The organism is Mycoplasmatota bacterium (genome assembly GCA_018394295.1).
GTDB lineage: Bacteria > Bacillota_I > Bacilli_A > Haloplasmatales > Haloplasmataceae > JAENYC01.
This window is the reverse complement of sequence record CP074573.1, coordinates 2,783,377-2,795,514: the sequence shown is the minus strand read 5'-3', so window position 1 is coordinate 2,795,514 and position 12,138 is coordinate 2,783,377. Positions and strand designations below refer to the sequence as shown.

At 29.5% G+C, this 12,138-nt stretch carries 16 protein-coding genes; 15 read left to right on the top strand and 1 reads right to left on the bottom strand.

All coding sequences use genetic code 11. From position 1 onward, the window contains the following. The first annotated feature begins 12 nt into the window (after positions 1-12). The 13 genes from atpE (at position 13) to KHQ81_13115 (ending at position 9,348) form a co-directional block, all read left to right on the top strand. Complete coding sequence (gene atpE / locus KHQ81_13175) at positions 13-300, top strand: ATP synthase F0 subunit C (protein QVK17784.1); 288 nt, start codon at positions 13-15, stop codon at positions 298-300. Positions 301-360: 60 nt separating this feature from the next. Further along, the gene (gene atpF, locus KHQ81_13170) at positions 361-885 is read left to right on the top strand and encodes a F0F1 ATP synthase subunit B (GenBank protein ID QVK17783.1); all 525 of its coding nucleotides are present in this window, start codon (positions 361-363) and stop codon (positions 883-885) included. A gap of 3 nt (positions 886-888) precedes the next feature. Beyond that, positions 889-1,425 carry an ATP synthase F1 subunit delta gene (atpH, locus tag KHQ81_13165; protein QVK17782.1) on the top strand — a complete coding sequence of 179 codons (537 nt, stop codon included), beginning with the start codon at positions 889-891 and terminating at the stop codon, positions 1,423-1,425. Between the two features lie 18 nt (positions 1,426-1,443). Beyond that, a complete protein-coding gene (gene atpA / locus KHQ81_13160) occupies positions 1,444-2,952 on the top strand; it encodes a F0F1 ATP synthase subunit alpha (protein QVK17781.1) in 1,509 nt (502 codons plus the stop codon). Positions 2,953-2,988: 36 nt separating this feature from the next. After that, complete coding sequence (gene atpG, locus KHQ81_13155; protein ID QVK17780.1) at positions 2,989-3,861, top strand: ATP synthase F1 subunit gamma; 873 nt, start codon at positions 2,989-2,991, stop codon at positions 3,859-3,861. A gap of 26 nt (positions 3,862-3,887) precedes the next feature. Beyond that, complete coding sequence (atpD, locus tag KHQ81_13150) at positions 3,888-5,309, top strand: F0F1 ATP synthase subunit beta (protein QVK17779.1); 1,422 nt, start codon at positions 3,888-3,890, stop codon at positions 5,307-5,309. A 12-nt stretch (positions 5,310-5,321) separates the two neighbouring features. Then, positions 5,322-5,717, top strand: a complete 396-nt coding sequence (gene atpC / locus KHQ81_13145; GenBank protein ID QVK17778.1) for an ATP synthase F1 subunit epsilon — start codon at positions 5,322-5,324, stop codon at positions 5,715-5,717. 122 nt (positions 5,718-5,839) lie between these two features. Then, a complete protein-coding gene (locus KHQ81_13140) occupies positions 5,840-7,093 on the top strand; it encodes a hypothetical protein (protein QVK17777.1) in 1,254 nt (417 codons plus the stop codon). A 109-nt stretch (positions 7,094-7,202) separates the two neighbouring features. After that, positions 7,203-7,412 carry a hypothetical protein gene (locus KHQ81_13135; protein QVK17776.1) on the top strand — a complete coding sequence of 70 codons (210 nt, stop codon included), beginning with the start codon at positions 7,203-7,205 and terminating at the stop codon, positions 7,410-7,412. A 64-nt stretch (positions 7,413-7,476) separates the two neighbouring features. Continuing rightward, entirely contained in the window at positions 7,477-7,848 is a 372-nt protein-coding gene (locus KHQ81_13130; protein ID QVK17775.1) for a hypothetical protein, read from the top strand. Between the two features lie 143 nt (positions 7,849-7,991). Then, positions 7,992-8,216, top strand: coding sequence for a DUF1146 family protein (locus KHQ81_13125; GenBank protein QVK17774.1), 225 nt, complete (start codon positions 7,992-7,994; stop codon positions 8,214-8,216). 107 nt (positions 8,217-8,323) lie between these two features. Continuing rightward, the gene (locus KHQ81_13120) at positions 8,324-8,983 is read left to right on the top strand and encodes a M23 family metallopeptidase (GenBank protein ID QVK17773.1); all 660 of its coding nucleotides are present in this window, start codon (positions 8,324-8,326) and stop codon (positions 8,981-8,983) included. Positions 8,984-9,093: 110 nt separating this feature from the next. Continuing rightward, positions 9,094-9,348: a sporulation transcriptional regulator SpoIIID gene (locus KHQ81_13115; protein QVK17772.1), complete on the top strand. Its 255-nt coding sequence runs from the start codon at positions 9,094-9,096 to the stop codon at positions 9,346-9,348. A gap of 15 nt (positions 9,349-9,363) precedes the next feature. On the opposite strand, the gene KHQ81_13110 is transcribed toward KHQ81_13115, so the two are convergent. Continuing rightward, positions 9,364-9,990 carry a YigZ family protein gene (locus KHQ81_13110; protein QVK17771.1) on the bottom strand — a complete coding sequence of 209 codons (627 nt, stop codon included), beginning with the start codon at positions 9,988-9,990 and terminating at the stop codon, positions 9,364-9,366. A gap of 175 nt (positions 9,991-10,165) precedes the next feature. Here KHQ81_13110 and KHQ81_13105 point away from each other — a divergent pair, with 175 nt between their 5' ends. Together KHQ81_13105 and KHQ81_13100 are read left to right on the top strand one after the other, a co-directional pair. Beyond that, positions 10,166-11,029 carry a DegV family protein gene (locus tag KHQ81_13105; protein QVK17770.1) on the top strand — a complete coding sequence of 288 codons (864 nt, stop codon included), beginning with the start codon at positions 10,166-10,168 and terminating at the stop codon, positions 11,027-11,029. A 16-nt stretch (positions 11,030-11,045) separates the two neighbouring features. Continuing rightward, positions 11,046-11,909, top strand: coding sequence for a DegV family protein (locus KHQ81_13100; GenBank protein ID QVK19641.1), 864 nt, complete (start codon positions 11,046-11,048; stop codon positions 11,907-11,909). Positions 11,910-12,138: the final 229 nt, after the last annotated feature.

Genomic DNA, 12,138 nt, shown 5'->3' with positions numbered 1-12,138 from the left:
GAGGAATTTTAAATGTTAGATTTATTGACAAATGTATTAGATGTTACAAGTAATGTATTAGCTACAACTGGTATCGATAATAAAGCGTATGCTTATTTAGGTGCTGGGATTGCGATGGTAGCTGGACTTGGGCCTGGTATTGGGCAAGGTCTTGCTGCAAGTAAAGCATGTGAAGCTGTTGGACGTCAACCTGAAGCTGCTGGTCCTATCCGTTCTATGATGTTAGTAGGACAAGGTGTTGCTGAATCAACAGGTATATATGCATTAATTATAGCAATAATCTTAATTTTTGTAGTGTAATTATAGTTTAAAATTATATCGAGGATTAGCCTCAAATAGAGTTAATAAAGGAGGCATATTGTGGGAGAATTAAGTGAAAAACTTTCGGACTTGGTTCGAGGCGGATTGTATCCAAATCCAATCACATTTCTAACGCAAGTTATTGCTACATTAATATTGTTTTATTTATTAAAGCGATGGGTATGGAAACCAATGCGTGAGTTTTTAGCTAAACGTAGCGATGTGATTGTAGGAGAATTAGAGAGTGCTAAACAAGCACGAATTGAAGCAGAAAAGTTAAAAGAAGAATATACTACTGATTTAAATAATGCTAAAGATGAAGCGGGAAGAATTATTGAAAATGCTCGTATTCAAGCACTAGAAACGAAAGAAATGATGATATCTGAAGCTGAAAAAGAAGCTTCTTATAAATTAGAAAAAGCAAAAAAAGACATCGAGCAAGAACGCTTGAAGGCTGAAGCAGAATTAAAAACTGAATTAATAGATATCGCATTCTCTGCTGCTGAAAAATTAGTGGATGAAAATATTGATGATAAAAAGAATCGAAAATTAATTGATAAATTTATTACAGAGATAGGGGAATAGTAGATGGGAAAAGAATTTACTAAAGAATATGCTACTGCCCTATTTGATTTGTCATTAGAGAAAAACAGTGTTGAATCGATAAAGGAAGAGTTAATTATCATTTCAGCTGCTTTTTTAGAAAATAAAGATTTTGAAAAGTTGTTATCACATCCACAATTAAGTAAAGAAAATAAAAAAGATATTGTAAACAATGTCTTTAAAGAACTAAATTCAACACTACTTCATTTTTTATATGTGATTATAGAAAATGACAGAGTTAATGATATTAAGTTTATTAATAAAGAATTTAGTAAACTATATAATGCGTATAATGAAGTGATTGACGTTGAAGCTAAAACAACCATTCCATTAACTGAAGATCAAATTGGAGTTTTAAAAAACAAATTATCAGTTAAATATCGTCATAAAATAAGAATTGATAATATAATTGACCCTTCAATTGGTGGAGGTATGCTTTTAACAATTAATCATGAAGTTATGGATTATACAATTAAAAATCAATTGCGAAATTTAAAATCACATATTTTAAAACAAACTTAGGCAAGGTAGGTGAACAACGTGGCAATAAAACCAGAAGAAATAAGTGCGCTGATTAAAGAACAGATAAAAAATTATGAAACAAAATTAGATACCTCTGAAACTGGAACGGTTATTAAAGTTGGAGATGGTATTGCTTTAGTTCATGGATTAGATCATGCAATGTCTGGTGAATTATTGATTTTCCCTAATGATTTGTACGGAATGGTACTGAACCTTGAGATTGGCCATGTTGGGGTTATATTATTAGGTAATACGAAATTAATAAAAGAAGGCGACACCGTAAAACGGACAGGAAGAATTTTAGAAGTTCCTGTTGGAGAGGAATTAATTGGGCGAGTTGTTAACCCTTTAGGACAACCTATAGATGGAGAGGGACCAATAAAGACAACTAAAACAAGAACAGTAGAAAGAAAAGCCTCTGGTGTTATGGCAAGAAAATCAGTACATCAACCGTTACAAACAGGTATTAAAAGTATTGATTCCTTAGTACCTATTGGTAGAGGTCAACGTGAATTAATTATTGGTGACCGTCAAACTGGAAAAACAACAGTAGCTGTAGATTCAATATTAAATCAAAAAGGTCAAAACTGTATTTGTATATATGTAGCGATTGGTCAAAAGGAATCAACAGTTGTTAGTGTCGTTGAAACATTAAGAAAATATGATGCGCTTGATTATTCAATTGTAGTTTCTGCATCTTCTTCACAGCCAGCTCCATTGTTATATTTGGCACCTTATGCGGGTGTTACAATGGCAGAAGAATTTATGTATAGTGGAAAAGACGTATTAATTGTATATGATGATTTAACAAAACATGCGATAGCTTATCGTGAATTATCATTATTATTACAACGCCCACCTGGACGTGAGGCTTATCCTGGTGATGTATTCTACTTACACTCTCGTTTACTTGAACGCGCTGCTAAACTGAATGATGAATTAGGCGGTGGGTCAATAACTGCATTACCAATTATTGAGACTCAAGCAGGTGATATATCAGCCTATATTCCAACAAATGTAATATCAATAACGGATGGACAAATCTTCTTACAATCTAATTTATTCTACTCAGGTGTCCGTCCTGCGATTAATGCTGGTTTATCAGTTTCACGTGTTGGTGGTTCGGCTCAAATAAAAGCAATTAAAAAGGTATCAGGTTCACTACGTCTTGATTTAGCAACTTACCGTGAATTAGAGGCGTTTGCTCAATTCGGTTCTGATTTAGATGCATCAACAAAAGCTAAACTTGATCGTGGACAAAGAACCGTTGAAGTTTTAAAACAAGGATTACATGAAACAATACCAGTTGAAAAACAAACTAGTATTTTATATGCTTTAACACATGGTTACTTAGATAATATTGATGTTAAAGACATTCGTAAATTTGAAATAGATTTATATCATTACATGGATAAAGACGAAATTGGTCAAGAAATTATTAATATAATTAAAGATACAAAAAAATTGCCAGCTGATGAAAAAATGGATACTTTATTAAAAGAATTCAAAAAACAATTTATTAGCTAAAAAATAATACACCATAGTAAAAGGTGGTGAGGTAAAATGGCTGGTGGTACAGCTAGAGATATTAAAAATAAAATACAAGCAACGAAGAAGACTTCACAAATTACAAAAGCGATGCATATGGTATCAGCTGCAAAATTAAGACGTGCAGAAAGAACAATGCGAGAATATCATCCATTTATGAAAAGTATCAAAAATACTATTTCGCAAATATTAAATTCAAATTTAGATATTAGTCATAAAATGTTGCAAAAACGTGAAGTTAAAAAAACAGGATATTTACTGATTACCTCTGATCGTGGATTGGCCGGGGGATATAACAACAATTTATTTCGCCAATTTCTATCAGATATGAAAGAGAAGCATGGTTCACCTAGTGATTATGTATTAGGTATTCTTGGAAATAGAGGATATAGTTATTTTAAAAATAAAGATGTCCATATCATTAATAATAATGCGGTTAATCTGCGTGATGATGTTCAATTTATTGATATTATTGATTTAATACAAAAGTTAATTGACATGTATGTATTAGAAGAAATTGATGAAATCATAGTTTATTATAATCAGTATGTCAATACGATTAGACAAGATATCGTCTCTGAAAAAATCTTGCCTGTAGATAATATTGACGGTGATAATGAAGAAAGTACTATCTTATATGAATTTGAACCTTCAGCTCAACAAGTACTAAATACATTAATGCCAATTTATATCCAAAATATTATTTATGGATTTATATTAAATGCTAAAGCAAGTGAACATGCAGCCCGTATGACAGCAATGAAAAATGCAACAGATAATGCTAAAGACATTGTCGATAATTTAACACTACATTATAACCGTGCTAGACAAGCATCGATTACACAAGAACTAACAGAAATTGTCGGTGGTGCTGCTGCATTAAAGTAACTCTACAAGTAGAGGAGGAACCTTAAATGAATAAAGGAAAAATTATACAGGTAATGGGTCCTGTTGTTGATGTTCAATTCAACAAAGGTGAATTACCTGCAATATATAATGCATTAAGGATAGAAATACCAGCAGATAAAAATGATGGTGTATCTATTGACTTAACCTTAGAAGTTGAGCTTCATATAGGTGATAATGAAGCACGATGTGTTGCGATGGATTCTACAGATGGACTAGTTCGAGGAATGGAAGTTATTGATACGGGTAATCCGATTTCTGCTCCAGTTGGAAGAGAAGTATTAGGAAGATTGTTCAATGTATTAGGAAAACCAATCGATAACAAAGATGATTTATCTAGTGAAATAAAGCGTAATCCAATTCATCGTGAAGCACCAAAATTTGAAGAATTATCAACAAAGGAAGAAATATTAGAAACAGGAATCAAAGTCATTGATTTACTCGCTCCTTACATAAAAGGTGGAAAAATTGGATTGTTTGGTGGTGCCGGAGTAGGAAAAACGGTATTAATTCAAGAGTTAATCCATAATATCGCCCAAGAACATGGTGGTATTTCAGTTTTTGCTGGAGTAGGTGAAAGAACTCGTGAAGGAAATGATTTATATCATGAGATGACGGATTCTGGTGTTATAAACAAAACATCAATGGTTTTTGGTCAAATGAATGAACCACCTGGAGCACGTTTACGTGTTGCCTTAACAGGATTATCAATTGCTGAATATTTCCGTGATGATGAAAAACAAGATGTTTTATTCTTTATGGATAATATTTTCCGTTTCGTTCAAGCGGGATCAGAAGTTTCTGCTTTATTAGGAAGAATGCCTTCTGCAGTAGGATATCAACCAACACTTGCTACAGAAATGGGACAATTACAAGAACGAATTACATCAACTAATGATGGCTCTATAACATCTATTCAAGCAGTTTATGTTCCTGCTGATGATTATACTGACCCAGCGCCGGCAACGACTTTTAGTCATTTAGATGCAACAACTAACTTAAGCCGTAAATTGACACAAATGGGGATTTATCCAGCAGTAGACCCTCTAGCTTCAACTTCTCGTGCTTTATCTCCAGACATTGTTGGTGAAGAACATTATGAAGTTGCTCGTCGTATTCAACAAATTATACAAAGATATAATGAGCTGCTAGATATTATCGCTATATTAGGAATGGATGAATTAAGTGAAGAAGATAAATTAATTGTGCATAGAGCACGTCGTGTCCAACTGTTCTTGTCTCAAAATACTCATGTTGCGGAACAATTTACAGGACAACCAGGTTCATATGTACCAATTAAAGAAACAATTCGTGGATTCAGAGAAATATTAGATGGTAAACATGATGATTTACCAGAAGATGCATTCCATTTACAAGGAACAATTGATGATGTTATTGCTAAAGCAAAAAAAATACAAGCTGCTCAGTAATGGAGGTAAACAATGATTAAAATTAATGTTGTGACTCCCGAAGGTAAATTGTTTGAAGAAGATGCATCCATTATCATTGTTCGAAATAGTGATGGAGAACAGGCAATCATGCAAGACCATACACCAATTGTGATTGCGATAAATCCTGGATATGTTCGTTTAATTAAAGATAATGAAACGTTATATGTAACGATTATTGGTGGATTTTTAGAATTTTCAAACAATCTTGTTAATGTAGTTGCTCAAGAAGCTGAAATCGGTAAGGATCATGAAAATGCTTTAAAACATCTAGCGGACTTACGTAAAAAGCGGTTAGATGAGAATAAACGTAAAAATATTGACTTTACGAAGGCTGAGAGAGACTTGAAGGAACAAATTAAAAATATTAATGCAAGCAAATATCAATGATAAAGGTAACAAATGTTGCCTTTTTTATTAGTATCTTAGAAATATTATTTAGTTTATGATAACATTATTATTTAACGAAATAATAAAGTTTGGTATAATTAGTAAGAAGGTAGGTGAGGATAATGGAATTGAAAGAATTTTTTCTTGATGAAGATATTAAAAAACAATTAGGTTATATTATAAGAGAAACAAGAAAAATGAATTTTAATGAGTGTAAAAATACAACTTTGATAGAACATAATCCATACACTAAAGAAAATTTCTGTGAAAATAATTGTATTTGCCATTATCACACTTTAACGAAGTTAGAAAATGACGTAATTAAAGAAGATGCGATATATCATACATTATTAAAGAAATTAGATATTTATTATCAAGTGAATCAAAAAGAACATGAAGCGCATATGAAATTTATTGATGAAATAATAGAAAAGGTTCTACATGCTAGTGAGTATATAGATGATGATTTAATACTTAACATAAAAAAAGAAATCATGCATGTCTATTTTCATAATGATATTATCGCTGAAATGTACATATTTTTAATTAAACTTATCATAAAATTACACTTAATTGAAAATGTGGATTTCGAATCAATTATGAAACTAGAAAAGTTTATTGATTTTTATAATGGCGTGACTAAAGGCTTAGTTAATCAGTGTCTAGGTATATATTATTTAAATAAACTAGAAACTGAAAAAGCTAAAAAATATTTTATAGATGCAAAAGAAATTTATCAAGAATTTAATGTTGATAAGGGATTAATCAGTCCTTATCTTATTGCTGTTTATGTTCATACAAATGATTATTATCATTCAGTTCCCTTATGTACTGAAATGGAAGTATACTATAAAAATACAAATAATTATAAACGATTAATGCATGTTTATAATTATTTATCTGAATATTATTTTTTAATTAATGCTCATACTGTGGCTAAAGACTATTTTGATAAAGCAATTAAAATAATTGATAATGATGAAACTTTAGAAAGATTTAAATATCCCCTCTTTTATAATTGGGCTTTTAGATGCTTTAAAGATAACTTATATATAGAAGCATTAGAAGATTTTATTACAGCGTATCATCATTGTAAAATCAATAGCAATAAGCTACAAACAATTAATATGATATTAATTATTATGACTAAACTAAAATATAATTCTGATCAAATAGAAGAGTTTTATAATGAAGGAAAGAAATATATTGAATATAGTAATGAAGCTAATAAAAATATTTTTAAATATTTTCGTTTCAAAATAGAAAAAAATAGGTATTATCGGAAATTCGCATATGAAAAAATAATACCAAAGTTAACTGATGACCGTTCAAAAAACGAAATTTTGTTGTTTTTTTACGAAGATTTATATAAATAGTTTGGAATTCACTCTCATATGAGACAGAAATATATACTTTTTATAAATTTCACCTATTCTAGTATAATGTGTAGTAAAATATACATATAGAAACAAGGAGGAGTATAATATGAAAAAAATAAAGAGTATATTTTTAGTGGCATTTGTTGTAGTTATGGTCGCAGTGTGTTTAGGAAATAAAGGTAAAGCAGTTGATGATGGAGTTGTAGTTATAGATCCCGTACCAATGCCTTATTCAACATCAAGTAGTTCTGACTCAAACGTACCTACTGAACCTGAAATAGAAACACCAGATAATCCTATTCCAGATGCTCTCTAATAGGATAATTATTGAGGGAGTTTTATTTAAATAATATATGAATGTTATTATGAGAGGTAATAAGATGATATATAAACATAAGATTAACAACTTTTCTTGGGGGGACTTATTGTTAAGTGAACTTAAATTAGATGGGGATAACATAATAATTAAAGTGTTAGAAAAGGATAATAATATAAAAACTATTAGTTGTGAAGAGTTTATTGGGATTAAATGTTTAGGGAAATGGGAAGAATCTTTAATCGATTCCATCTCTGTGGATAAAAAGGGAGATGTAATTGTCGAGTCGGTATTCAAAATTAGAAATAATTATGAATTGCCTTATAATACTATAAATTCAAAAAGTATTTTTTACCCCTGGGTTCAACTAAATATAAAATTAGTTGATGGTTGTTTTGTAAAAATTGCATGTAAGGATACATATTTAGAAGGTTAATATATCATATTTTCAACTCCCAAAATAGGCCAATTTGGCCTATTTTTATTTATTTGAATGTATTATCCGATTTTCTTTCTTTTTTTATTCTATTGTATGATATAATTTAGAAAAGTGAATTATATTATTAGGAGAATGGTAATATGAGTATATATCAACTATTAGAATTATGTATTTATTTATCTTTGCTACCAATTGTTTATAAAGTCATTATAGTAATTGATATTAGTAAAATATTTAAAAAGAATCATACCACAGAGATTAAAATGTTCTATTTTTTTATGATAATTATTATCACGAAAGTAACTGGAGATTTTATAATTATGTTGATGGATTGTTTTAGAAGTTTGCTAGGCATAACTCTATAACTAGAATTTTCTAAAAATGGTAAAATCTAAGAAAAAATAAACAGAATTTGCTAAATTTGATGAATAATTGGAAATTCACTGTTAATACTAAAAACGAGGTGAGAACAGTGAAAAACAAAATCGTAGATGTTGTTTTTAAAAAATTCCAATCATTTTCATTTATCATTTTCTTAGCATTAATTTTAGGAGCTTTCTTCGTACTATCTCAGTTGAATAATTCAAAGAAAGATGATGTAGAACCAGTAGGTACACAAACTACGGTAACTACAGAACAAAATAATCAAGATACTAATCTAGTTGAAGATGAAGTTTTTAAATTACCACTAGATGCTGAAAACCCAGAAATCGCACGTAATTTCTACGATGCAGAAGCTACATTAGATGAACAATTATCATCAATTATTCAAGTTGACAATATTTTCTTTATTAATAATGGTGTAAATTATACAGTAGATAAAGAAACAGATTTTAATGTTTTAGTAACATTAACAGGAACAGTCACAAAAGTTAGACAAGATGCATTAGTTGGATATCTAGTTGAAGTAGAACATTTATATGGTATTAAATCAGTTTATCATAGTTTAGCAACAGTAAATGTAGCTGTCGGAGATCAAGTAGAACAAGGTGATTTATTAGGAAAAGCAGGAGCTAATAATTATGATCAAGATTCTGGGATACATGTGCACTTTGAAGTGTTGTTAGGAAACATCAATTTAAATCCTAATGAATTGATTGGTACTAAAATTAGTGAGTTCGATAATGAATAAGACAATAAATAAAGCCTTTAAATAAAAATTTAAAGGCTTTTTTTATTTTTTGTATATTTTAAGTGTTGTTTAAATATATTTAAATAAAGACTAATTACGGGAGGAATAATATGAATGAAAAAATAGGGGCTAGAGTATTAACTGTAGCGAAAAGCATCCTGAAAAATCAAGGAACCGTTAGAAGTATTGCTTCAATATATGGGGTTTCAAAAAGTACAATTCATAAGGATTTAACTGAAAGGCTCTATGAAATTGATTTTGGATTATATGAGAAAGTACGAGCATTATTAGAATATAATAAATCTGTTAGACATTTAAGAGGTGGGAATTCGACGAAGTTAAAATATTTAGTAAAAAAAGCTTAAAAGAAATAAATATATTTAATGTTTTTCGTAGATAACCTCACACATTGTGATATCTTTTAGTTGATATGAAATATTATTTTTAGTGAGATCTACCAAATAATCAATAAATAGTTGAACCTGATTTAAATCAATTTGATAAGTATAATATACTTTTTCAAGAAACACTTTATTAATGAGTAAATATTGAGTAAATTTAGAATCAAGTAATCCAATTTGTGCGTAATCAGCTTCTACTTCAATTAATCGCATTTTCCTTTTTTCGATAATCCCTATTTTATTAATTACTTGACTTACAGCTTGGCCATAGGCTCTGATTAAACCACCTGCTCCTAATTTGGTACCACCAAAATAACGAGTTACAACACATACGGTATCTGTTAAATGGTTCTTTCGCAATACTTCAAGCATAGGAATCCCTGCAGTGCCACTAGGTTCTCCATCATCATTTGCTTTTTGATGAATACCATTTTCTCCTACTATGTAAGCTGAACAATTATGAGTCGCATTATAATTAATTTTTTTAATTCTTTTAATGAAGGACATTGCTTCAGCTTCAGTATTTGCTCGATAAATCGAACAAATAAAACGAGATTTATTAATAATTATCTCATTTTCTCCATTTTCTTTTATTGTTAGATACATATTATCACCTACTTTATATTATAAAAATATTAAGGAATTAAATCAAGGAATAGATTATTTGAAGTTCAAATAAAATAGTTAAAATTTAAAAAAGGACTATACAATTAATAGATTTATTGATAAAATTAAATAGAAAGTTTAATATAAACTAACATATTGATAGGTGGGTTATAAAATGGCAAAGGAGAAAATAGCGATTGTTACAGATAGTTCATCGTCTTTAGATTATTTAAATTACGATGAGTATGATAACATATTTATGGTTAGAATGCCAATATATTTTGGTAACAAGGAATATATTGATGGGAAAACAATTACAGTTGAGGAATTTTACCAACGTATAGAAACAGAAGATATTATCCCTTCAACCTCTCAACCGTCATTAGGTGAAACACTTGACTTATATGAGAAGTTAAAAGATGAGGGTTATACAGATATTATTCACTTTCCAATTTCTAAAGGATTAAGCGGGGTTTATCAATCTTTATTTTCTATTCGGGACATTGTTGATGGAATTAATGTTCATATCGTAGATACAAGAAGTACTGCGATTATTTTAGGTTTTATTGTTTTAGAAGCAGCTAGATTAGTAAAAGATAATAAGAGTGTTTCTGAAGTATTAACTTACAGTGAGTATCTTTCTACACACTATAAACCTTATTTTATGGTAGATGATTTAAAATATTTAATAAAAAATGGAAGATTATCAAACGCAGCTGGATTTATTGGTAGTGTTTTAAAAATAAAACCAATTTTGACATTTAATGATATTGGTGAAATTATTGGAATTGAAAAGATTAGAACGACCAAAAAAGCAATGAATCACATTATTCAAAAGATTTTAGAAGAGACTAAAAGTTATAAAAAAGTACAATATTTTATTTCTTACGGTCATAATCAAACATTAATTGAAGAATTTAAAGCTCAGGTGGCTCAATATATTGATTTAGAAGATGTTATTGAGAGTATACTTCCATCAGTAATAGGTGCGCATGTAGGAAGTGGAATTGTTGCTTTAGGTTATTTCGTTTTAGAATAAAAATAAAGGTGGAAAAATTATGGATAATAAAATTGCAATTTTGACAGACACGACCTCTTCAGTACAATACTCTAATCATACCTATGATAATATTTTTGTTTTACCACATACAGTGATATTCGGTTCGGAAGAGTATGTTGATGGTGTTGATATTACAAATGATGAGTTTTTCAGAAGAATTGTCGAAGAGGATGTTATTCCTTCAACTTCACAACCATCGATTGGACAAACCATCGAAATTTGTGAGGAAATTAAACGTCAAGGTTATACAGATATTATTTATTTACCAATATCAAAAGGAATTAGTAGTACTTATAATTCTATTGTTGGCTCTATTGATTTAATAGAGGGGATTAATTTTAAAGTTGTTGATACGAAAGCAACTGCAGTCCATTTAGGATTTATGGCACTTGAAGCTGCACGATTAACCAAAGAAAATACATCGGTCGAAGAAATTATAACTTATGTAGAACATTTACGAGATAATTTGCATATATATTTCATGGTAGATGATTTAAAATACTTAATCAAAAATGGTCGTTTATCAAATGCAGCTGGATTTTTAGGAAGTTTACTTAAAATAAAACCAGTTTTAGAATTTGATGATGAGGGTCGAATCATTGGAACTGAAAAAATTCGTACGACTAAAAGAACAATGGAAACGATTGTAAATCACGTAATAGAAGCAACTAAAGATTGTAAGAAAGTACAATATACTGTATGTCATGGATTTGATATGGAGCTTCTAGCGAAGTTTAAGGAAGAACTAAAAAGAATTACAGATCTTGAAAACTTCTTAATTTTACCACTTCCATCAGTAATTGGTGCACATGTTGGGAATGGTGTTGTATCAGTTGGATATTTTATAATTGAAGAATAAAAGGATCTTTAGTCAAATAGCATATGTAAAAATAGTATAACAACATGTTAAGGTTTAGACAGTTTTGTCTAAACCTTTTTCTAAATTACACTACTAAAATTGATTCTTAGTAGATTTTTATTATTTAAAATATCTTAAAAAAATTATTTGATTTTGAATAAATAAAAAAGTATGCAGTGTACAGTATATATTAAATTTTGTGTTGTGAAAGTGATTAAGGAAATTAATG

Bases quoted from the DNA above. Each gene is read 5' to 3' on its own strand.
- KHQ81_13125 (QVK17774.1), top strand. From the start codon at position 7,992: ATGAGTATATATCAACTATTAGAATTATGTATTTATTTATCTTTGCTA.
- KHQ81_13110 (QVK17771.1), bottom strand. From the start codon at position 9,990: ATGTATCTAACAATAAAAGAAAATGGAGAAAATGAGATAATTATTAAT.
- atpE (QVK17784.1), top strand. From the start codon at position 13: ATGTTAGATTTATTGACAAATGTATTAGATGTTACAAGTAATGTATTA.
- KHQ81_13105 (QVK17770.1), top strand. From the start codon at position 10,166: ATGGCAAAGGAGAAAATAGCGATTGTTACAGATAGTTCATCGTCTTTA.
- atpC (QVK17778.1), top strand. From the start codon at position 5,322: ATGATTAAAATTAATGTTGTGACTCCCGAAGGTAAATTGTTTGAAGAA.
- atpD (QVK17779.1), top strand. From the start codon at position 3,888: ATGAATAAAGGAAAAATTATACAGGTAATGGGTCCTGTTGTTGATGTT.
- KHQ81_13115 (QVK17772.1), top strand. From the start codon at position 9,094: ATGAATGAAAAAATAGGGGCTAGAGTATTAACTGTAGCGAAAAGCATC.
- KHQ81_13140 (QVK17777.1), top strand. From the start codon at position 5,840: ATGGAATTGAAAGAATTTTTTCTTGATGAAGATATTAAAAAACAATTA.
- KHQ81_13130 (QVK17775.1), top strand. From the start codon at position 7,477: ATGATATATAAACATAAGATTAACAACTTTTCTTGGGGGGACTTATTG.
- atpH (QVK17782.1), top strand. From the start codon at position 889: ATGGGAAAAGAATTTACTAAAGAATATGCTACTGCCCTATTTGATTTG.
- atpG (QVK17780.1), top strand. From the start codon at position 2,989: ATGGCTGGTGGTACAGCTAGAGATATTAAAAATAAAATACAAGCAACG.
- KHQ81_13135 (QVK17776.1), top strand. From the start codon at position 7,203: ATGAAAAAAATAAAGAGTATATTTTTAGTGGCATTTGTTGTAGTTATG.